This window comes from Mycobacterium sp. IS-1496, assembly GCF_001499995.1.
Lineage (GTDB): Bacteria > Actinomycetota > Actinomycetes > Mycobacteriales > Mycobacteriaceae > Mycobacterium.
Window position 1 is genome coordinate 57,849 of record NZ_LQIU01000015.1, and the last position, 21,064, is coordinate 78,912.

At 70.5% G+C, this 21,064-nt stretch carries 20 protein-coding genes; 13 read left to right on the forward strand and 7 right to left on the reverse strand.

The features are described 5' to 3' along the window. Complete coding sequence (locus tag AU195_RS10470; protein WP_082703027.1) at positions 1-675, reverse strand: cutinase family protein; 675 nt, start codon at positions 673-675, stop codon at positions 1-3. 17 nt (positions 676-692) lie between these two features. Beyond that, complete coding sequence (locus AU195_RS10475) at positions 693-1,766, reverse strand: EamA family transporter (RefSeq protein WP_059158999.1); 1,074 nt, start codon at positions 1,764-1,766, stop codon at positions 693-695. Positions 1,767-1,841: 75 nt separating this feature from the next. On the opposite strand from AU195_RS10475, the gene AU195_RS10480 reads away from it, so the two are divergent. Beyond that, entirely contained in the window at positions 1,842-2,396 is a 555-nt protein-coding gene (locus tag AU195_RS10480; RefSeq protein ID WP_059159000.1) for a CGNR zinc finger domain-containing protein, read from the forward strand. Here AU195_RS10480 and AU195_RS10485 read toward each other — a convergent pair. Next, positions 2,393-3,535 carry a GGDEF domain-containing protein gene (locus AU195_RS10485; protein WP_286149211.1) on the reverse strand — a complete coding sequence of 381 codons (1,143 nt, stop codon included), beginning with the start codon at positions 3,533-3,535 and terminating at the stop codon, positions 2,393-2,395. The genes AU195_RS10480 and AU195_RS10485 overlap by 4 nt on opposite strands. Positions 3,536-3,634: 99 nt before the next feature. On the opposite strand from AU195_RS10485, the gene eccB reads away from it, so the two are divergent. Then, positions 3,635-5,008 (forward strand): type VII secretion protein EccB, encoded by a 1,374-nt coding sequence (gene eccB / locus AU195_RS10490; RefSeq protein ID WP_059159002.1) that lies wholly within the window; start codon positions 3,635-3,637, stop codon positions 5,006-5,008. On the opposite strand, the gene mycP is transcribed toward eccB, so the two are convergent. Continuing rightward, positions 4,964-6,301, reverse strand: coding sequence for a type VII secretion-associated serine protease mycosin (mycP, locus tag AU195_RS10495; protein WP_059159003.1), 1,338 nt, complete (start codon positions 6,299-6,301; stop codon positions 4,964-4,966). The genes eccB and mycP overlap by 45 nt on opposite strands. Further along, on the reverse strand, positions 6,298-7,602 hold the full coding sequence (gene eccD / locus AU195_RS10500) for a type VII secretion integral membrane protein EccD (protein WP_286149212.1): 1,305 nt from the start codon (positions 7,600-7,602) through the stop codon (positions 6,298-6,300). Before eccD ends, mycP begins: the two co-directional genes overlap by 4 nt. A gap of 118 nt (positions 7,603-7,720) precedes the next feature. Here eccD and eccCa point away from each other — a divergent pair, with 118 nt between their 5' ends. The 11 genes from eccCa (at position 7,721) to AU195_RS10555 (ending at position 19,088) form a co-directional block, all read left to right on the forward strand. After that, positions 7,721-11,407: a type VII secretion protein EccCa gene (gene eccCa / locus AU195_RS10505; RefSeq protein ID WP_059159027.1), complete on the forward strand. Its 3,687-nt coding sequence runs from the start codon at positions 7,721-7,723 to the stop codon at positions 11,405-11,407. Continuing rightward, the gene (locus AU195_RS10510; protein ID WP_286149213.1) at positions 11,389-12,579 is read left to right on the forward strand and encodes a type VII secretion-associated protein; all 1,191 of its coding nucleotides are present in this window, start codon (positions 11,389-11,391) and stop codon (positions 12,577-12,579) included. The genes eccCa and AU195_RS10510 overlap by 19 nt, the downstream gene beginning before the upstream one ends. A gap of 33 nt (positions 12,580-12,612) precedes the next feature. Continuing rightward, on the forward strand, positions 12,613-12,936 hold the full coding sequence (locus AU195_RS10515) for a WXG100 family type VII secretion target (protein WP_059159005.1): 324 nt from the start codon (positions 12,613-12,615) through the stop codon (positions 12,934-12,936). A gap of 20 nt (positions 12,937-12,956) precedes the next feature. Next, entirely contained in the window at positions 12,957-13,253 is a 297-nt protein-coding gene (locus AU195_RS10520; RefSeq protein ID WP_059159006.1) for a WXG100 family type VII secretion target, read from the forward strand. 262 nt (positions 13,254-13,515) lie between these two features. Next, complete coding sequence (gene rplM / locus AU195_RS10525) at positions 13,516-13,959, forward strand: 50S ribosomal protein L13 (protein ID WP_059159007.1); 444 nt, start codon at positions 13,516-13,518, stop codon at positions 13,957-13,959. Further along, entirely contained in the window at positions 13,956-14,432 is a 477-nt protein-coding gene (gene rpsI / locus AU195_RS10530) for a 30S ribosomal protein S9 (RefSeq protein ID WP_059159008.1), read from the forward strand. The genes rplM and rpsI overlap by 4 nt, the downstream gene beginning before the upstream one ends. A 339-nt stretch (positions 14,433-14,771) precedes the next feature. Further along, positions 14,772-15,209, forward strand: a complete 438-nt coding sequence (locus AU195_RS10535) for a hypothetical protein (protein WP_059159009.1) — start codon at positions 14,772-14,774, stop codon at positions 15,207-15,209. A gap of 379 nt (positions 15,210-15,588) precedes the next feature. Further along, on the forward strand, positions 15,589-15,957 hold the full coding sequence (locus tag AU195_RS10540; RefSeq protein ID WP_059159010.1) for a hypothetical protein: 369 nt from the start codon (positions 15,589-15,591) through the stop codon (positions 15,955-15,957). 96 nt (positions 15,958-16,053) lie between these two features. Beyond that, positions 16,054-17,391, forward strand: a complete 1,338-nt coding sequence (gene glmM, locus AU195_RS10545) for a phosphoglucosamine mutase (protein ID WP_059159011.1) — start codon at positions 16,054-16,056, stop codon at positions 17,389-17,391. Positions 17,392-17,432: 41 nt separating this feature from the next. Continuing rightward, a complete protein-coding gene (locus AU195_RS10550) occupies positions 17,433-17,738 on the forward strand; it encodes a DUF7162 family protein (protein ID WP_059159012.1) in 306 nt (101 codons plus the stop codon). A gap of 3 nt (positions 17,739-17,741) precedes the next feature. Continuing rightward, positions 17,742-19,088, forward strand: a complete 1,347-nt coding sequence (locus AU195_RS10555) for a hypothetical protein (protein ID WP_059159013.1) — start codon at positions 17,742-17,744, stop codon at positions 19,086-19,088. 22 nt (positions 19,089-19,110) lie between these two features. On the opposite strand, the gene AU195_RS10560 is transcribed toward AU195_RS10555, so the two are convergent. Further along, entirely contained in the window at positions 19,111-20,160 is a 1,050-nt protein-coding gene (locus AU195_RS10560; protein WP_157531102.1) for an LLM class F420-dependent oxidoreductase, read from the reverse strand. A gap of 36 nt (positions 20,161-20,196) precedes the next feature. Then, positions 20,197-21,042 (reverse strand): dienelactone hydrolase family protein, encoded by an 846-nt coding sequence (locus AU195_RS10565; protein ID WP_059159014.1) that lies wholly within the window; start codon positions 21,040-21,042, stop codon positions 20,197-20,199. Positions 21,043-21,064: the final 22 nt, after the last annotated feature.

Sequence of the window (21,064 nt, forward strand, 5' to 3'; positions counted from 1 at the left end):
TCAAATCAGGCCGGCTGCGAAACCTGCTGCCTGACCGATGAACGGCGAGGACTCGTAGTTCTTGTGAGCGAACGGGTTGCGGCCGTCCGAACAGATCGGGTCGCCGTCGTTGCACAGGTCGATTCCGCGGCCGGCGAACAACCCTCGCGCGTTGACGGGGTTGCCGAACTTGGTGGCGGGGTTGCCGAACACCGCGACCGCCGCGACGTCGCTGACGTAACCGCCGGGCAGCGGCGGCGCGGAACCGATGTCACCGATCCGGTTTCCGAGGGGCGGAACGCCGGCCAGCATGTCGATCACCGCCGCCCCCTGCGAATACCCGCCGAGGACGAACCGGGTGCCGGGGCACTGCGCCGAGACCGACGCGATGCGCGCGGTCGCGTCGGCCGCACCGGCCGCGGTGGTCAGGAAGTCGTAGGTGGCCGGGTAGTTCACCCCGTAGGTGCTCAGCGTGCGGCCCCCGAGCATGGGGCGCATCGCGTCGGCGAGTGCCTGGCCGACGCGGCCGATGCCCACGGGTTCGCTGGTGCCTCGCGCGAAGATCAACTCGATATCGGAGCAACCCTGCGCGGCGGCCGTCGGTGTGGGGCCCGCCGCGACGAGGACACCGGCGGTGACGACGGAGAGTGCGGTGGCGGCCAGACGCGCACCGGCGCTAAGCGAGATCACCGGCACATACTCACATAGGTGGGCTAGCTATAGCCAACAGTTCGCGCTTCTTCCCGCTCCTCGACCGGTGTTTCGGGCCACATCGCCGCCGCAACCAGATCCCGGCCGTGGGCTTCGCGGGAATCGTGCCGGTCTCCCTGGCGGGCGAGGGCGAGGCCGCACAGCACGATGGCCCCGCCGACGGCCTGCACCGCCGTCATCGATTCACCGAGCAGCACCCAGGCGGCCAGGACCGCGAACAGCACCTCCGAGAGGCCGACCAGCGAGGCGAACCGTGGCCGCAGCCGGGCGATGCCCATGATCCCCAGCGTGTAGGCGATCGCGGTCGGGATGAGGCCCAGGGCGAGCACCGGCACCACCCACGACGTGGTCCACCCGGCGATCGCGGTGTCGTCGGCGGTGAAGGTCAGCGGCATGACACCGACGACGCCGAGCAGCGCGGTGAGCGCCCCGCCGACCGCCAGTCCGGCCGCGGCCAGGGTGACCGGATGGACGCTGCCCGCGTTCGCCTCACCGGTGGCGACCCGCTCCGACATCAGGAAGTAGCAGGCGGCGCACACGCCGGCGGCCAGTCCCCAGCCGACGCCGACGAGGTTGATGTGCGCGGCGGCGAAGCCGCCGCTGTCGATGACCCCGAGGACGAGCATGATGCCCGTGACCGCGAGGGTGACGCCCGCCAGGGTCAACGTGGACGGCCTGCGACGCGTGGTCAGCCACAGCCACGCCACCACCAGCAGCGGGGCGGTGTACTCCAACAGCAGTGCCACGCCGACCGTCAGGTGGGAGACGGCGTTGTAGTAGAAGAGCTGTGCGCCGGCGATCGGGACGGCGCCGTAGACGAGGACGGTCCGCCAGTGCGACACCGCCTCCCGCAGCCAGCCGCGGCGGACGACCGTCGCGAACACCGCCATGAGGAGCGCGCCGCCGGCCAGCCGGGCCGTCACGGCCGCGGTGGGGCTCCAACCGGCGACCATCAGCGACTTGCCGAGCGGTCCGGACATGCCGAACGCGAACGCCGAACCGACGGCGAGCATCAAGCCGACCCGGAAGTGGTCGACCGCTGCACGCTGTGACGTGAGCGCGCCGAGCGCAGCCATGGGCACCTCCGAAGGATGTAATGAGTAAAATGAGCTTTGGTCCTGACCGTATCGATCGAAGGAGTCATGAGTCAAATGCATTTCACTCATGACACGGAACTCACGCTGCGTGCGGCGTGTGTGCTGGTCAACACCGATCGGGTCGACGGCGAACAACTCGGCGACCTGTCCGCTCTCGACGAGTACCTCGACGGGTTCGGCTGGACCGGGCGGCGTGACCGCGACGACTCCGAGCTCGCCGCCGTGCACGGGCTGCGGGTGCGATTGGGCAAGATCTGGGCGGCCGCCGACGACGAGGAGGGCACCGTCGGTCAGGTCAACGCACTGCTCGCGGACACCAGGGCCTCACCCTGGCTGACCCGCCACCCCGAGATGCCGGAATGGCATCTGCACCTGGCGTCGGTCCACGATCCGCTCTGGCAACGGATGGGCGCGGAGATGGCGATGGCGCTGGCCGACCTGATCCGCGCCGGTGAGCTGCGTCGGCTGAAGACGTGCGCTGCCCCGGACTGTGAGGCGGTGCTGGTGGACCTGTCGCGCAACCGGTCGCGGATGTTCTGCGACACCGGCAACTGCGGCAACCGTCAACACGTGGCGGCCTACCGCGAACGGCGCGCCAAGGACTCCTAGAGGTCGTCGCTGCCCGGCCGCCGCGCGTTGTCGAGGACGGCCGGCCGGTCGCACGAGACGTACCGCGCCTGATTGCCGCCCGCACGACGGGCGTCGTACATCGCCATCGTCGCGATGGTGATCAGCTCGTCGAGCAATTCCGCGGGCGGGCAGGCTCCCAACCCGCGCATCGGCGTGCTGACGACGCCCATACTCGCCGTCACCCGCGGCGGGGTCGCGGCGATCGCCTTTCGCACCCGTTCGACCAACGGGAAGGAGTCCGTCGTGGCGAAGGTGTCGGCGATCAGGTACTCGTCGTCGCCGGTGTGGGCCACGAATGCGTTGTGGCGGGTGGTCTCTCGCAGCGTCTGGCCGATCGCCACCCGGGCCCGCTCGCACGCCTGCTCACCGTCGGTCTCACCGAGGAGGCGCATGTTGTCGAGGTTGATCACCACCAGGACGAGACGCTGGTCGTCGTCGCGGCTGCGGGCGACGACGTGGCCGGCGGCCCGGTAGAAGGCCTCGCGGTTGAGCAACCCGGTCAATGGGTCGATGTCGGCGTTGTCCACATCGATGTCCACGGCGTAGAGCAGCAGATGGCACGCGAACGGCACGGCCACCGTGACGGTCATGACAATGATCAACGACGTCACGGCCCACACCGGATCGGCCGTCTCGGCGAGTCGGAACGCCAGCACGATCCCGGTGAACTCGGCCAGCGCGAACACCAGCACGATGTAGTGGGCGGTGTGGAACAGCGCTATGTAGGCGCCGAGCACCGCGAAACCCGTCGCGAGCAGCAGCCCCGCCTCGGGGTCGGACATGATGAGGCACCCGGCGGCGATGATGACCGCCGTCACCACCACGAACACTCCGGACTGTCGACGCGACGGCCACCGGCGCCGGAGCCAGAACCCGGCGATCACCAGACAGGAGACGGTGACCGTGACGGCGACCCCGCGTTCGAAGGCGGTCCGCGGTCCGGCATCGCTCCATTGCATCGCCAGCGGAACCAACCCGAGCGTCGCGACGAACATCGCGATCAACCGGCACGTCGCCGACTGTGCCTCGCGGGCCGCCAGGAACGAGGTGAGCCAATAGAAATGCTCGGGCTGGCGCCAGTACTGCCGCACCGCCTGGAACATCTCTGTACCTCCCACCGCTTCAAACACTGTATGCCCGGCCACCGACACCGCGACCACGAAATCGGCGTCGAAAGCGGGTCGAGAGCGCCGTTACGCTGCCCCTCGGGGGTGGACATGGGCCGACCGACGACCGGGCTGCACGTCAGCGGATACCGGTTCCTGCTACGTCGCATGGAACACGCGCTGGTCCGCGCCGACGTCCGGATGCTCGACGATCCGCTGCGCGGCCAGTCGATCGCGCTCGTCGCCGGTGCGGTGCTCGCGGCCATCGCGGTGGCCGGCTGCGCGATCCTGGCGGTGCTGCGCCCGCAGGGCGGCCTCGGCGACGCCGCAATCGTGATGGAGGCGCAGACCGGGGCGTTGTACGTGCGGATCGGCGACACCGTGCATCCGGTACCCAACCTCGCTTCGGCCCGGCTGGTCGCCGGCAGCGCCGCGGAGCCTCGGACGGTCAGCGCCCGGGCTCTGGCCGACGCCCCGCGCGGACCGCAGGCCGGTATCGCCGGGGCGCCGGCGGCGATCGGACCTGCGGTGCCGCCGCAGGACGCGGGATGGACGGTGTGCGACGGCGCCGCGTCGACGTCGGTGCTGGTCGGGCCGTCACCACCGGGCGCGCTCGAGGCGGACCGCGCGGTGCTGGTCACCGCGCGGTCGGAAGGTCCGGCCGTCACCTACCTCCTGTACGCCGGACGGCGGGCAGCGGTCGACCTGCGTGACACCGCCGTCGTGCGGGCGCTGCGGGTGGAGGGCGTCACGCCGCGCCCGGTGTCCCGCGCGCTCCTCGACGCGCTGCCCGAGAGTCCGCCGATCACCGCACCCACGGTGCCGCGCGCCGGTGACCGGGGCGCGGTCGCCGGCCGCACGGTGGGTGAGGTCGTCCGGCTGCCCCGAGCCGCCGCCACGGAGTACTACGTCGTACTGGCCGACGGTGTCCAGCGCATCGGCGAGGTCACCGCCGACCTGATCCGGTTCACCGTCGGTCAGCGCAGCGGCGACATCCCCACCGTCACGCCCGGCACCGTGGCGGCGGCCGACGTCCTCGACACTCTGCCGACCGCCACCCATCCCGACCGGGTGGTGATCACCGAACCGGCCGTGTTGTGCGCGCACTGGGCAATGGACGGCGGCGACGTGACGACCACGCTGGTCGACGCCGTTCCAGCCGGTGCTGTCGTGCAGCTGGCGCAGGCGGACGGGGCGGGTCCGAACGTGGATGCGGTCTCCGTCCCGCCGGGTCGCAGCGTGTTCGCCCGTCCGGTCAGCGTCACCGGCGGCGGGGGCGGCGCGCAACCGCGCTATCTGATGACGGACCTCGGCGTGCTGTTCGGGGTGCCCGACGACGACACCGCGCGCACACTCGGCGTCACGTCGCCGCCCGTGCCGTCGCCGTGGCCGGTGCTCGCCCGCCTGCCCCGCGGACCCGAATTGAGCCGCGCCGCAGCGTCAGTGACGCGCGACGCCCTCGGCGTGGCCGCGCCGGTGCGATGACGCGCTCACCGCGACCAGCAGCGTGATCGCGACGCAGATCCCCGCGCCCGCCATGGCGACCCGGCGCGGTCCGTTGTCGTGTGGCACGTCGGTCGGTGCGATGAGAGAGCGTGCCGGAGTTTCGGCCGGGGCGGCGGAGAGGCCACGACTCACGGCGGCCGCGACGTCGACGACACCACGACCGATGACGGGATCCCACCCCGCCGGCGGCGGGTGCGCGGTGTCCTCGATGCGCTGCATCACCTGGCGCGCCGTGAGGTGCGGCCAGCGGGCGCGGACCAGCGCGGCGATCCCCGAGACCACCGGCGCGGCATAACTGGTGCCTGCGATCGACGTGTGGCCGTCAGCCGTCGGCAGCGCATCGACGACGCCGTCGCCGTCGGGGTCCAGCGACAGCACATGCTCGCCCGGTGCGGCGACATCGACCCACGGGCCGGCGAGGCTGAACCGCGACGGCGTGCCGTCGAGGCCCACCGATCCGACGGTGAGCACCAGATCGTCGTACCAGGCCGGGCTGGCAATCGATTCGACTCTCTGCCAATCGGGTCGGCCGGGCTGCGCCGGGTTCTGCTTGGGACACTGACCCGGACCGCCGACGTTGCCCGCCGCGGTGACCACGACCGCGTTGCGCACGTCGACGGCATAGGCGAGCGCGGCCCCCAGCGCCCGGTCGTCGAGGGTGGCGGCCGCGGCCAGACAAGCCACCGACGACACGTTGATCACCGTGGCACCGAGGTCCGCGGCGACGCGCACCGCCTTCGCCAGCGTCTGCACATCGCCGTACCCGGTGGCGCCCGGCTCGTCGGCAGGCCCGAACTTGTTGCTCGACTGGCGGATGCCCAACAGCGCGGCGTCCGGTGCCACACCGGTGAATTCACCTGTCGCCGCGATGATCCCGGCGACCAGCGTGCCGTGCCCGTCACAGTCGTCGGTGCCGTCGCCGCCCGACACGTAGTCACCACCGGGCACGAGCCGGGGGAGCAGTCGGTGCCGCGCGACACCGGTGTCGATGACGGCGACCGTCTGACCCGCACCCCGGGTCAGCGGCCACACCTGCGGCAGATTCAGCATGTCCAACTGGTGCGGGTCGCCGGCCGGGTCGCGGTCGTCGACGGCGCCGTCACACTCCGCCCGTTGTTCGGTGCGTTGTGGCGGCGCCGGTGGTGCGGCGGCCGGCAGGAAGGACTCGTCGACCGCGGGTGGGGTCACCGCCGATGCCGGCGGCGCGGTGGCCACCGGCACCGCTGCCACGGCCAGCCCGGTCAGCGCGACGGCGGTGAACCGGCCGGTCATATCAGGCTCGAGGTCCGGACGAGGGTGAGGACGTCCAGCGCCGCGCAGGCGACCGGCGCCACGGCGGCCAGGACGACGTACTCGAACACCTCGACCGACCGCGAGGCGACCGGTGACGGCTCGGCCGGACTCTCACGCACGATCGCGGTGACGCCGATGCAGACCGCGACGACCGCCGCCCAATGTCCGTGACGCACGGCCACGACCACGAATGCTGCTGCGAGCGAGCACAATCCGGAGAGGGCCAGCGCCCAGCGGCACCGCCCGGCGGCGTAGCAGCGTGACCGCAGTAGCAACGCCGCCCCGACGACGGCGCAGAACGCGGCGCTCGACAGCCAGTGCCCCGCGCCGCGCAGAACCGCGATCGACACCACGGCGGTGCCGGCAGACGCCGCCGCGCAGACCCCGATCACCGACCCGACAAGGATCCGGTGGCCCGCCATTGCCCGGCGGTCCGCATCGGCGACCGGCGGGTCGGTCAGCGAAGGCGCCGGCGCGAGTCCGGAGAACGCGACCGAAAGGCGCGGGGTCAGACTCAACGCACCGAGGGCGAGCAGGGCGAGCAGCACGCCGACCGCATGCCGCGGCACGGACCACAGCACCGCGCCCGACATCGCGGCGGTGCACAGCAGACCCGCGCACGCCGACGCCGTCGCCGCGACCGGTGAGCCCACCCGGAGGCGGAGGAGGACCAACGAAACGGCCGCTGCGGCAGCAGTTCCGAGCAGGACGTGTGGCGCATCGAACGGACCCGGCACCACCAGCGCCCCGCACAGCGCAGTCATCAGCACGGTGAGGCAGCCGAGCGGTCCGCACACCCACGGCTCGCGACCGGCGCGCGACGCGGTCACCGCGACGCCGGCGACCACGCACAGCAGCACCCCGGCGACGGCCGGCGACACCGATCTGTGCCCGGCGACGGCGGCGAGAGCCCCCGCCGACGCGGCGACCAATCCCAGGGTCACCCGAAGCGCGCGCGTGTCACCCGGAGGGGGAGCGGACGTCAGCACCGCCGTGACGGCGTCGCCCCGGTCGAACCGTGGCACCCGGGGCAGCGCTGCACTCAGCAGCAACACGTCGCCGTCGCGAACGTCCTGGTCCCACAGCGGAACGGAGTCGTCGAGGACTGTGCCGAGCAGGGTCGCGAGTTGCCAGCGTGCCGGGGCCCCGGTGTCGGCGCCCGCCAGGCGGACGATGTCGGGGATCAGTGACGCCACCGGCAGCCGGGCCGGCAGCGCGAGATCCACCGCTCCGGAATCGTCGTCGGCGTGCACGGTGACGTGACACATGTTGGCGGACATGCTTACTCCCATCGCTGACGATGTGGTCACGGTAGCCGCGCACCACGACACCACCGCGCACGGAAATCGGTTCCTGTGGACAGGGAACCGATCGGCGCCGCGCACCGTCCAATCACTGATGGACATCGCCGAACGCATGCCCCGTACGGGGGAATTCGCATTGGACGCGCCGCCACCGGTGCCGCGCCCGGCCGGCGGTCATCCGTTGGCCCGGCTGATGCCGTTCGCGATGCTCATCGCCGCAGGCGGGATGATGCTGCTGTACTTCACGTCCGGCGCCGGTCAGCCCAGGAGCCCGATGGCCGGCCTCTTCCCCGTCATGATGGCGATGTCGTTGGTGGGCAGCCTGGTGTTCGGTGCCCGCGGCGCCCAGCGCGGGGTCGAGGTGGAGCGGAACCGCCGCGACTATCTGCGCTACCTCGACGGCGTCGACCGGGCCGTCGCCGGTTCCGCGCGCCGACAGTACGACGACGGCCACCACCTGCACCCGGCGCCCGAGACGCTGTGGGCGATCGCCGGCAGCGCACGGATGTGGGAGCGCACCGTCGGCGAGGACGATTTCGGTTGTGTGCGAGTCGGTCTGGGGCGGGTTCCCTTGACTGTGCGGCTCGTCGCCCCGGAGGTCGGCCACGCAGAAGACGCCGATCCGGTGACCGTCGAGGCGATGCGGACACTGGTCCGCGACCGGTCCACGGTGGAAGGCGCCCCGCTCACCGTGAAGGTCACCGAGCCGGGACTGATCGGTGTCACCGGAGACCTGACGGCGGGGCGGGATCTCATCCGGGCGGCGGTCTGCCAACTCGTCGCGCTGCAAGGACCCGGGGACGTGTCGGTGCGTGCCGCATCCGCCCCTCCGGTCGCCGGTGAGTGGGAGTGGCTCAAGTGGCTACCACACCACAGGTCGTCCGGCGGGCATGCGCTGGTGATCGCCGACGGGGTGCCACCTCCGGTCGCGGCGCCGGGCGTGACCGTGTGGTGTCTCGGTGAACCGCAGCGCAGTGCGGTGACGGTGCGCGTCGAATGCGGGGAGCTGACCATTCGGGACCGCACGGGTGACGAACGCGCGGGCCGCCCCGACGGTCTCACGATCGATCAGGCCGCGGCCTGTGCCCGGCGGGTGGCCGCGAGCGCCGGGGCTGTCGCCGAGACACCGGTTCGCGGCGGGCCGCGGAACTGGCAAGACCTGCTCGGCATCGCCGATCCCACGACGCTGGATCCCGCGGCGGCCTGGCGGTCGCACGCGCCGAATCGGTTCCTGCGGGTGCCCATCGGGCTGTCCGACAACGGGACACCGGTCGAGCTCGACCTCAAGGAAGCCGCACACCACGGTATGGGACCGCACGGGCTGTGCGTGGGGGCCACGGGGTCGGGCAAGTCTGAGTTGTTACGCACGCTGACGCTCGGGTTGATCGCGTCCCATCCGCCGGATGCGCTCAATCTGATCCTCGTCGACTTCAAGGGCGGCGCAACGTTTCTCGGCCTCGAGCGGGCCGCACACGTCTCGGCCGTCATCACCAACCTCGACCAGGAGTCCCACCTGGTCGCGCGCATGCGCGATGCGCTGGCCGGTGAGATGCACCGGCGCCAGCAGTTGTTGCGGACCGCAGGCAACGTCGCCAACATCGCCGACTACCGGCAGGCGCAGGCGTCCCGTCCCGAACTGGTGGCGCTGCCTGTGCTGCTGATCGTGGTCGACGAGTTCTCCGAACTGCTCACCCAGCATCCTGATTTCGCGGAACTGTTCCTCGCCATCGGTCGTGTCGGCAGGTCGCTGGGCATGCACCTGCTGCTGGCGAGTCAACGGCTCGACGAAGGCCGGCTCCGCGGGCTGGACACCCACCTGTCCTACCGGATCTGCCTGAAGACGTTCTCGGCGGGCGAATCCCGGGCCGTCCTCGGCGTGGGCGACGCCCACGAACTGCCCAACACCCCGGGCCTGGGGTATCTCAAGACGGCGTCCGGTGACATGGTCCGGTTCCGGACGGCATTCGTCTCGGGCCCCGTCGCCGCCGGCCCGGCACCGTCAGCGGAGCATTTGACACCGCGGCTGTTCACCGCCTCGTCACCGGAGTCGGATCGTCCTGCGCCTGGTGCGTGCGCTTCTGCGCCGACGGTGCTCGACACGGTGGTGGACCGGCTGGCCGGGCTCGGCACGCCCGCGCACCGCGTGTGGCTGCCGCCATTGTCCGGTCCGCCCGCGCTCGACGCGGTGCTGTCCCGCGCCCCCAGCGACCGGGCCGCGCCGCTGACGGTGCCGATCGGGCTCGTCGACTGTCCGTTCGAGCAGCGTCGTGATCTGTTCTCCGTCGCGCTGGGTGGAGCGGCGGGAAACGTCGCCGTCATCGGAGGTCCGCGCTCCGGCAAGTCGATGACACTGCGCACGCTCATGCTGGCTCTGGCCGCCACGAACGATCCGCACGAGGTGCAGTTCTACGGCCTCGACCTCGGCGGTGGCGCCCTGGCCGCGATGTCGGAGCTTCCGCACGTGGGGGCCGTCGCGGGGCGACAGGATCCCGATCTGATCCGGCGGATCGTCGCGGAGTGCGAATCGCTGGTACGCATCAGGGAGAAACGCTTCCGGCGCGGTGGCATCGAGTCGATCTCGGAGTACCGGCGGCGCCGCGCGGCGGGCGATCCCGCCACCGGTGCGGACCCGTATGGCGAGGTGTTCCTGGTCGTCGACGGCTGGTCGGTGCTGCGACGGGACTTCGAGCAACTGGAGCCGTCGATCACCGCACTGGCCGTGCAGGGGCTGGCCTACGGTGTGCACGTCATCCTCGCGGCTTCGCGGTGGGCCGATCTGCGCCCCGCGCTCAAGGATCAGCTCGGCACCAGAATCGAACTGCGCCTCGGGGATCCGGCCGAATCCGAGATGGACCGTAAGCGGGCACGGCAACTCACCGACGGCGCACCGGGGCGGGGGCTCACCCACGACGGGCGCGAGACGGTGGTCGCGGTACCACGTCTCGACGGCCGTCCGACCGCCGACGGGCTCGCGGCTGCTCTCGCCGCGGCGGCAGAGACCTTGCGGACCCGTTACGGCCACCGCGGCGCACCGCCCATCGCGCCGCTGCCCACGCTCGTCCACCGACACGAGCTCGCTACGGTCGAGTCGCCGACGCAGGTGGCCATCGGCGTCGCCGAGAACGGCCGAGCGGTAGCGACATTGGACTTCGCGACGCAGCCCCACCTGATCGTGCTCGGCGACGTCGAGTGCGGAAAGACGGCGGCGCTGCGCGCGTTGTGCACCTCGCTGACCGCGAGCAGCCCGCCGGATGCGGTGCAACTGCTCCTCGTCGACTTCCGCCGTACGCTGCTCGGGGTCGTCGAATCCGACCATCTGGCCGGCTACGTGATGGCGGAGGCGGGGTTGACCGCCGCGGTACCCGAGCTGATCGAGCGCTTCGCCGCCCGGATGCCCGGCGCCGGCGTCACCCAGCGACAGCTGCGCGACCGATCCTGGTGGACGGGTCCGGAGACCTACGTGGTCATCGACGATTACGACCTGGTCGCCGGCGCGACCGCGCTGACACCGCTGCTCGCGTATCTGCCACACGCTCGCGACATCGGCTTGCACGTGATCGTGGCCCGCCGCTCGGGTGGCGCGGCGCGGGCGATGTTCGACCCGCTGCTCGCGCGGCTGCGTGATCTGGGCGCGATGGGGATGATGATGAGCGCCGGGCCCGAGGAAGGGGTGCTGCTGGGATCGGTGCGCTCCAGCGTGTTGGCACCGGGACGCGCGACGCTGATCACCCGTGGTGCCACCGATCAGCTGATCCAGGTGGCGTGGACCGAGCCGCCGTGACCGCCGTCGAGGTGGGACCCGCAACGGTGCGTGGTCCCTGCCCGGTCGACGACGACTTGGCCTGCGCGGCAATCGAAGCGATCGACGACACCCTGATGATCGTGCAGGACCGCCCGGTCACGGTCCGCGCGGTCATGGCGGACCTCCTGCGGTCGGCCGCCGGTCCCGCCGCCGGTGACCTCACCGTGGTCCATCCCAGTTGGTGGAGCAGGCGCCGGGTGGAAGCGGTGCTCGACGCGGCGGGCGACATCTGCGGAACTGCGGTCGCCGTCTCCCGGGCTGATGCGCTCGCCGGCGGATCCGACGCAGTCGTGGAGATCGCCGCCGAACATGTGGCCGTCAGCTCTGCGGGCATCTGTACCCTCACCCGCACATCCGACGCCGCGGTATGCGCCGCGGTGGTCAGCGAAGCAGCCTGGGCGAGAGAGGTTGTCGTTGATACGCCGCCGGGTCTCGGTGGAACGGCGTTGGCGACGGCGATCGCTGTCGCCCTCCGCGAGCGCGGTGTCACGGTCACGACCGCCGGTAGGAAGCTGGCCCGGGTGCCGCCATCCGCGCCGCCCGACGCGCCACCGCCGGAACGTCCCGGTCGGCGCGCGGTTCCGGTACTGGCCGGTGCGCTGCTGGCCGCCGCCGGTGTGGGCGCGGCGGGGATCACGCACGCACCGGCACCGGCACCGGCACCGGCAGAGCCCGGCGCGCTTCTGGTGGAGGGCCGCGCGGCGGTCGTCGTACCGGCGCTGTGGACCGTTCAGCGCATCACCGACGGCCGCGGATCGGCTCGCGTGCAGATCACCTCACCCGCGGATCACGCTGTCGCACTGCATGTCACGCAGTCGCCACTGCCGCATGCCCAACCGCTGGACGAGGTGGCGCGCACACTGCACGACGCACTGGCGACGGAGCCGGCCGGGGTGTTCACGGACTTCCACGCCGACGACATCCGCGGCGGCCGGGAGGTCGCCACCTACCGCGAGCACCGCGCGAGTCACCAGACGGACTGGGCCGTGCTGGTCGACGACGCGCTGCGCATCGGGATCGGCTGTCAGAGCCCGCCCGGAAGGGCTGACGCCGTCCGGTCGGTATGTGACGCCGCGGTGCGGTCCGCACACGCGATCGTCGGAAAAAAGTCGTCAGAGAACGGAACCGGATGGCGACCGGCACCGTCGTAAGTCATATCCGACCACAGCAGAAGGGAAGCCTCGATGACGACACCCACCGGCGGCGCACTCAACACCGACTTCGAGCTCATGGGCTCCGTCGCCGGCGCGATCGACGCCCGCAACGAAGAGATCCGGGCGATGCTGCAGTCGTTCATCGGTCGGATGACCAGCGTGCCGCCGTCGGTGTGGGGTGGGGTGGCGGCCGTGCGGTTCCGCGAGGTGGTGGACCGCTGGAACGGCGAATCGGTGAAGCTCCACACCGCTCTGGCGCGCATTGCCGAGACCATGCGGAGCAATCAGCAGACGCTGCTCGCCGCCTCCGACGGGCACTCACACCAAATCGGTGTCATCGGCACCACCCTGTAGCAGCGAGAATGGGAGACACCATGGACAAGGTTCTGTCCTACGACTTCGACCAGATCGAGTACACCGTCCGCCAGGAGATCCACGCGACGCATGGCCGGCTCAACGCCGCGCTCGACGACCTGCGCGCGCAGATCGCGCCGCTGCAGCAGGTGTGGACGCGGCACGCCGCCGAGGCCTACCGCACCGAGCAGCTGCGCTGGGATCAGGCGGCCGCGGCGCTGAACGAGATCCTGTTCAGCCTGGGCAACGCAGTGCGCGACGGTGCCGACGACGTCGCAGCGACCGATCGCAGCGCGGCCAACGCGTGGGGGTGGTGACCCGCGCACACAGACCCTGTGCGGTCCCAACGGGAGGGGAGCCCCGCGGGACCGCACAGTTCTGTGCGGGCGGTGCCCAACCGCGTTTTGACCTGCGACGACGCGCGCAGGTAAGCTGCCTCGTTGGCGTGCGGTGCCATCACGGTAACGCGGGTCCCCGGGTCAACGTCGGTCGCCGGGACCACCCTCCGTCACGCCAGACCGTCACCCGGGTCACCGGGGTCCGAGCGGGGTAAAACCCGAGATGAGAAGGGTAAGCACTGTGCCTACGTACACGCCGAAGGCGGGTGACACCACGCGTTCGTGGTACGTCATCGACGCCACCGACGTGGTGCTCGGCCGGCTCGCCGTCGAAGCAGCCAAACTGCTGCGCGGCAAGCACAAGCCGACATTCACGCCCAACGTCGACGGTGGCGATTTCGTCATCGTCATCAATGCCGAGAAGATCGCCGTCAGCGGCGACAAGCTCAACAACAAGTACGCCTACCGCCACTCGGGTTACCCCGGCGGCCTGCGCCGGCGCACCATCGGCGAGCTCCTGCTCAAGCACCCGACCCGCGTCGTGGAGAACGCGATCGTCGGCATGCTGCCGCACACCAAGCTCAGCCGGCAGGTGCAGAAGAAGCTCAAGGTGTACGCGGGTCCCAACCACCCGCACGCTGCACAGCAGCCGATTCCGTTCGAGATCAAGCAGGTGGCGCAATGACAGAGGCGATTGGTACCGAAACCGTCGAGCCGACCACGGACGATGCGACCGCTGCGGACGTCGAACCCCGCGAGCCCGTGTACATCGACCGTCCGATCCAGACCGTCGGCCGCCGCAAGGAGGCCGTGGTGCGGGTGCGCCTCGTGCCGGGCACCGGCAAGTTCAACCTGGACGGGCGCACGCTGGAGGCTTACTTCCCCAACAAGGTGCACCAGCAGCTCATCAAGGCCCCGCTGGTGACCGTCGACCGGCTGGAGAGCTTCGACGTCTACGCCCACCTCGACGGCGGCGGGCCGTCCGGGCAGGCAGGCGCCCTGCGTCTGGCCCTCGCTCGCGCGCTGATCCTCGTGCAGCCCGAGGATCGTCCCGCGCTGAAGAAGGCCGGGTTCCTCACCCGTGACCCGCGTGCCATCGAGCGCAAGAAGTACGGGCTGAAGAAGGCGCGTAAGGCGCCTCAGTACAGCAAGCGCTGATCGTTTCACCGAATCGCCGGGCACATCTCCGATGTGCCCGGCGATTTGCATTTTGTGAGCGGTACCACAGCGGGAATTCAGTGAAAATCAATTCCGGTCTCCATATGGCCTGTGCCCTGGGAATTCCCCCTTATTGCGCCGGCTGAGTTAATTAGACAGCCCGCGTAAGGCCGCTTGATCATTTGCGGCCGCTTGAAATCCAGCAGCAGGATCGGAAAACCTCGGAGAGAAGCACGGGCGCCGCTGACCGGCGTCGGCAGACCTTCTGCCCCCGGGGGCGAGTCAGTCACTCGTCACCGAACCGGGCCGTGACTTCCTGACTGAAAAGGAGCAATCCCCATGAACAAGATCATGAAGCACACCGCTGTCGGCACCATCCTGGGTGGCGGACTCCTGTTCACCGCCGGGCTCGGCCTGGCCAACGCCCAGCCGGTCGAGGCGCCTGAGGGCGTCGTGACGGTCGCCGTCGGCAACACCGCGATCCTCGAGGGTGTGGACGTCGAGACCGCCGCCACCGCCGCCGGTGCGATCTGCGGCACCCCGGCCTCCGACGTGACCGCGCTGGTCGAGCGGGTCACCAGCGAGGGCACCGACCAGACGGTGTGCGAGAACCTGCCTGGTGGCGCGCTGGCCATCAAGAACGGCGTGCCGGCTGCCGAGGCGCCCGCCGCCGAGGTGCCCGCGCAGGCGCCCGCCAACACCCCGGACGGTGTGCAGATCCCGGGCGAGGGCGAGTCGAGTGAGACCGCTCCGGCCGACACCGCCCCGATCGGATAGTCGATCCACTGGCTCACCGCCCGCATCCACCCGGATGCGGGCGGTGAGTCGTTCCGGGGGGTTCCGCGTGAGTGCTGGAAGAATTTATTTGCGGATGGCAGTAACGGGGAGCGGAGCCGCGGCGAAGGTCTCTATGAGGCTCTGACCAGTGCGCCGGATACATCGTTATTAACGGTCCAGTTAATTAGCTTCTCATCATTTTACTCTTTGCTGATGATAAAACAGTGAGAGTTCCGTTTGAATTCGCACGGATCAAGGAAGTCTTTGTCCGGAAGCGTGAACGTCGAAATGGCGACGGTGGGCCGTTCCCGCCGCCGGTATGGGTCAGTCGCTCGAATAGGGGCCGGATCACGCTTCTGCGACTGAAGGAGTTATTTACGTGAAGAGCATTGTGAAGCGTGCGTCCGCTGGTGCCGTCCTGGGTGGAGGGCTCCTGTTCTCGGCCGGTCTGGGTCTGGCCCAGGCCCAGCCCGACACGATCATCGGCGACGGCTTGGTGAACGTGGGCATCGGCGATGTGACCATCCTCGAGGACGTCAACGTCGGCGTAGCCGCCAACGTCGTCGCGCAGCTGTGCGATGTCGCGGATGTGAACGCCGGCGTTCTCGGTGAGGTCACACAGGTCGATACGGCCGGCACCCAGATCACCGAGTGCGAGATCGCGGATGCCGGTGGCGTCACCGTGACGCAGAACGGCCCGGGTGGCTCCGAGCAGGCTCCGGGCGCCGCGAACCGGCCCCAGGGATAACTGGCCCAACCGCACCGCCCGCATCCACCTCGGATGCGGGCGGTGTGGTGTGCGGCAGTTGGCTCCACGGCCGCCATGTGTGAGAAGTTTGTCCGCATGGCTCGACTGTTCGGCACCGACGGCGTGCGCGGGGTCGCCAACCGCGATCTCACCGCTGAGCTCGCCCTGGCGCTCGGCTCGGCGGCCGCCAGACAGCTGAGCTCCACCGGCCAACCGCGCCGACGGGTCGCCGTGGTGGGCCGCGATCCCCGCGCCAGCGGCGAGATGCTCGAGGCGGCGGTGATCGCCGGGCTGACCAGCGAGGGCGTCGACGCCCTGCGCGTCGGCGTGCTGCCCACCCCGGCAGTGGCCTACCTGACCAGTGCCTACGACGCCGACTTCGGCGTCATGATCTCCGCCTCGCACAACCCGATGCCCGACAACGGCATCAAGATCTTCGGTCCCGGCGGGCACAAGCTCGACGACGCCACCGAGGACCGCATCGCAGACCTCGTGCAGCAGGGCTCGGGGGAGCGCCCGGTCGGTGCCGGGATCGGCCGCGTGGTCGACGCACCCGACGCCCTCGACCGCTATCTGCGCCACGTCGGCAAGGCGGTGACCACCCGCCTCGACGCGCTGACCGTCGTGGTCGACTGCGCCCACGGCGCTGCCTCGGTGGCCGCGCCGTTGGCCTACCGCGCCGGCGGCGCCAACGTGCTGACCATCAACGCCGATCCCGACGGCCTCAACATCAACGACGGCTGCGGGTCCACCCACATGGAGACCCTGCAATCGGCCGTCGTGTCCTACGGAGCCGATCTGGGCCTGGCCCACGATGGGGACGCCGACCGCTGTCTGGCCGTCGACGGCAACGGCCGCGTGATCGACGGCGACGCGATCATGGTGGTCCTCGCGCTGGCCATGCGTGAGGCCGGTGAGTTGGCCTCCGACACGCTGGTCGCGACGGTGATGAGCAATCTGGGTCTGCATCTCGCCATGCGCGCAGCAGGCATCGAGGTCCGCACCACGAGCGTCGGAGACCGGTACGTGCTCGAGGAACTGCGCGCCGGAAACTACGCGCTCGGCGGCGAGCAGTCCGGTCACATCGTCATGCCCTCGATGGGCACCACCGGGGACGGCATCCTGACCGGTCTGCGGTTGATGTCGCGGATGGCGCAGACGCGCAAGTCGTTGGCGGCGCTGGCCGAACCGATGCAGACACTGCCGCAGGTACTGATCAACGTGCAGGTCGCGGACAAGGCGACCGTCGCCCAGGCGCCCTCGGTGCAGACCGCGGTGGCCGAAGCGGAGGCGGCACTCGGGGACACCGGGCGAATCCTGTTGCGGCCCTCGGGCACCGAACAGGTGGTCCGGGTCATGGTCGAGGCGGCCGACGAGGACACGGCTCGGCAGCTGGCGGTCCGGGTGGCCGAATCGGTGAGCGAACAGCGCTGACCCAGGGAACCGGCGCGGCCCGCGCGGCGTCTTAACCTGGTATGGGAGCAGTTCGGGCCGCCCACGTCGACGGTGCGGCACTTGTCAGCATCGCCGCGCACTTCGACAGCGTGGCGAACCTCGTCGATTCCGTTGTCCGCACGCATCTTTCGATGTTGTCGTTCGACGGGTCGGCCGCCGGCCGGGACTATGCCGCGCACGGACACGCGCTGCGCGCCGCAATCGACGACGTCGTCGCCATGCTGCACGGGTGGGCACGCTCGGCGTCCGGCGTCGCTTCGGAGTTGCGCGCCTCGGCCGTTCGATACGCCCAGGCCGACGCCGACGCGGCATCGCGGGTGCGGTGAGCCGTGGCGGGCACCTACGACGTGGCGGGCCGATTGGCCGAAGGACGCCCTGCCGTCGACGATCTCGCGCGCTACGCCTCGGCGTGTCAGGCGCTCGGCACCTGCGGTCACGGCCTGACCGACCGCGTGGAACATGCCTACGCCAGTGAGGCGGGGCTCGACCTGCACGCGCTCGACGCCGATCACGCCGCACTTCGCGCGGCAGTGGCCGCGGTGCGCGACGCGCAGGAGTTGCAGGACGCGCAGGTGATCGCGCTGGGCGCGGCGTGGAAAGGGGCGGGTGCGGATGCGGCCGCCGAATTCCTGCGCCGGCACAGCGCGGCGTCGGCGCAGGCGGTCACCGCGCTGTCTGCGGCGGCCGAACAGGTGGGGGCGCTGCGCGACGAGCTCTGGCGGATCGTCGACGCCAAGGTCGCCGCGGCGGAGGAGGTCGACGCGAGAACCGACGGTGTGCGCGGGGAGTGGCGGGCCGCTGCGGAGACCGTCACCACCGGGGTGGGGGACCGGGCCGCAGCCAGCGAACTGGTCGACGCCCACGTCGCACCGTTCGTCGAACGGGACGTCCGCGCGGAGTGGGTCACTGCGATGGAGGCCGCCAGCGCGGCGATCGTGCGATGCTTCGACACCGCGACCACCGCGGTGAGAAGTGAAGGGGCGCCCAACTTTCCGGAGCCGGCCCAGTCGTGGGCAGCCGGCCCTGCACCTGCGCCGGGGGTCGGCGCCGCCGCACCGTGGACACCGCCGCCACCGATGGCGGCGCCAACACCCATGGCACCGCCGCCACCAGCGACCGCACTTCCTCCGATGACCGAACCCGCGGCCGCGGCCGCGATGCCGGCCCCGCCGATGCCGTCGGCCGGCGCGCTACCCGATATCGGCTCGGGTCTTCCGGGTCTTTCGGGCACGTCCGGCATAGGAGGCCTCGGTCAGCAGCTCGGCGAGATGATCGGCGGACTGATGCCGTCGATCGGCGATGCGCTCGGCGACGTCCCCGAGCCCGGCGACCTCGAGGATCCGCTCGAACTCGGCGAGCAAGACGACGAGCAAGACGACGAGGAAGACACCGAGGAGGACGCGACACCCGAAGAGGAGACCGGGGAACAGGAGACAGACGGAGAGGAGACGGAAAAGCAGGAAGACACCCCGGAAGCCGAGCCCCAACCCGAGCCCGACGCCGACGAGCCGGCCGCGGAGCAGGAGTCGGCCACCGCCACTGCCGACGAGCCCGTCCCCGAGCCGACCACCCCGACCCCGGCTCCCGCCGCGCCGTTGGCCGCACCAGCGCCCGCGGCCGAGCCGGCCACGCCGTGTGAGATCGCCGCCGACGAGGTTCCGCAGGTGGGCGAGTGAGGCCGCTTCGTGACGGCCGAGCTCAGGGCAGCAACGCCTGCAGGTCTTCCACAAAACGCACGGATTCGCCGCGATCGGCCGTCACCGGCTGCAGCAGCAGGGTGGTGGCGCCGCCCTCGGCGAACGCGGCCAGCCGTTCCTGGACGAAGCTCTTCGGCCCGATCAGCGACACCGAGCGGACGAGGTCGTCGGGCACCGCGGCAATCGCCTCTGCCTTCTTGCCGGACAGGTACAGATCCTGGATGCGATCGGCCACCTCACCGAACCCGTAGCGCGTCGCGAGGTTGTGGTAGAAGTTCTTGCCGCGCGCACCCATACCGCCGATGTACAGCGCCAGTTGGGGTTTCACCCACTCCAGCCGGTCATCGACGTCGTCGCCGATCGCCAGCGCCGCGCTCACCATCACGTCGAGCGGCCCGAGTTCCGGGTCGCGTTTGGCGAAGCCCGCGCGCAGGGCCTCACCCCACACCGCGTCCGCCTTCTCGGGGTAGAAGAACACCGGCTGCCAACCCTCGGCGATCTCGGCGGTCAGCTCGACGTTCTTCGGCCCGAGCGCGGCGATGGTGATCGGAATGCGTTCGCGCACCGGATGATTGATCAGATGCAGCGGCTTGCCGAGGCCGCTGCCGCGGTCGGCGGGCAACGGGATCTGGTAGTACCGGCCGTCGAACTCGACGTTCTCGCGGCGCCACACCTTGCGGCAGATCTCCACCACCTCGCGGGTGCGGCCCAGCGGCGCGTCGAACGGGACGCCGTGGAACCCCTCCATCACCTGCGGGCCGGATGTGCCGATGCCCAGCCGGAAGCGGCCGTCGGAGACGTAGTCCAGCCCGGCCGCGGTCATCGCCAGCAGCGACGGGGTCCGCACGTAGATCGGCACCACTCCGGAGCCGAGCTCGATGCGGGTGGTCTTGGCCGCCAGGTAACCCAGCTGGCTGATCGCGTCGAACGAGTAGGCCTCCGCGACCAGGGCGAGGTCGACCCCGACCTTCTCGAGTTCGACCACGTCCTCGACCGCCTCACGGAAGCCGCCCGCATAACTCAAGAAGATGCCAGTGCGCAGAGAAGACATGGAAGGGTTATACACCCAACCGGTTGGTTGGGGTAATTACGGCTTGAGTAGCGCGACCACCTTGTTCTCCAGATCGACCGGATCGTCGGAGTGCGGATCCATCGGGTCGGTCTTGGGCAGCACCGCCTCGGGGTCGCTGAAGTCGCGATAAGCCTTGTCGCCGGTCAACTCGTGCAACAGGTAGCCGGTCAGCAGCGCGCGCACGATCTTCTGCGTGCCCTTGTCCTCACCGGGCAGTTTCATCGCCCGGGCCAACCGGCGGCCCTCCACCAGGCCACCGGCGGTCACCTTGTGCACCGCGCGCAACGTCGCCGGCTTCCACGCCCGCGCCAACTCGACCGCATTCGACCGCAGGGACATGGGATCGCCCGGATCGGCCAGGATCAGCCCCGGCAGCCCCAGCGACGCCGCCGGTTGCTCTGCAGGGGGGCGCGACACCGTCGGGAAGAGTGCGGCGACCGCCTTCAGCCGACCCGGCATCCCCGCGGCGGTGAACACCGCCGCCGATCCGCCGAACCCGTGCCCGGCGACGGCGAGCTTCGTCGGGTGCACGCTGATCTTGCCGGGTCCCAGCCGCACGCCGGTGATGATGTCCAGGGTGGTGCCCAGGTCGAAGGCCAGGTTCAGCACCGAAGGCGCGATACCGGTCTCCGTATCCGGGGCGGCGGCCACGATGCCCCACGATGCGAGGTGTTCGAGCGTGCCGCTGTAACGCATGCCACTGGCCAGCCAGTCGTGACCGAACGCCACACCGGGCAGGTTCAGCCCCGACTCGGGGGTGTACACCACGCCGGGTAGACCGGCGAAGGCCAGGTCACCGCGCAGAACGCGATGCGGGCCGCGGCGGGTCAAAGCCTTGAACAGCTTCTTTGTGCTGGCCACCTGACGACCGTAGCTCACCGTG

Bases quoted from the DNA above. Each gene is read 5' to 3' on its own strand.
- AU195_RS10475 (WP_059158999.1), bottom strand. From the start codon at position 1,766: ATGGCTGCGCTCGGCGCGCTCACGTCACAGCGTGCAGCGGTCGACCAC.
- AU195_RS10480 (WP_059159000.1), top strand. From the start codon at position 1,842: ATGCATTTCACTCATGACACGGAACTCACGCTGCGTGCGGCGTGTGTG.
- eccB (WP_059159002.1), top strand. From the start codon at position 3,635: ATGGGCCGACCGACGACCGGGCTGCACGTCAGCGGATACCGGTTCCTG.
- mycP (WP_059159003.1), bottom strand. From the start codon at position 6,301: ATGACCGGCCGGTTCACCGCCGTCGCGCTGACCGGGCTGGCCGTGGCA.
- eccD (WP_286149212.1), bottom strand. From the start codon at position 7,602: ATGTCCGCCAACATGTGTCACGTCACCGTGCACGCCGACGACGATTCC.
- eccCa (WP_059159027.1), top strand. From the start codon at position 7,721: ATGGACATCGCCGAACGCATGCCCCGTACGGGGGAATTCGCATTGGAC.
- AU195_RS10515 (WP_059159005.1), top strand. From the start codon at position 12,613: ATGACGACACCCACCGGCGGCGCACTCAACACCGACTTCGAGCTCATG.
- AU195_RS10520 (WP_059159006.1), top strand. From the start codon at position 12,957: ATGGACAAGGTTCTGTCCTACGACTTCGACCAGATCGAGTACACCGTC.
- rpsI (WP_059159008.1), top strand. From the start codon at position 13,956: ATGACAGAGGCGATTGGTACCGAAACCGTCGAGCCGACCACGGACGAT.
- AU195_RS10535 (WP_059159009.1), top strand. From the start codon at position 14,772: ATGAACAAGATCATGAAGCACACCGCTGTCGGCACCATCCTGGGTGGC.
- glmM (WP_059159011.1), top strand. From the start codon at position 16,054: ATGGCTCGACTGTTCGGCACCGACGGCGTGCGCGGGGTCGCCAACCGC.
- AU195_RS10550 (WP_059159012.1), top strand. From the start codon at position 17,433: ATGGGAGCAGTTCGGGCCGCCCACGTCGACGGTGCGGCACTTGTCAGC.
- AU195_RS10560 (WP_157531102.1), bottom strand. From the start codon at position 20,160: ATGTCTTCTCTGCGCACTGGCATCTTCTTGAGTTATGCGGGCGGCTTC.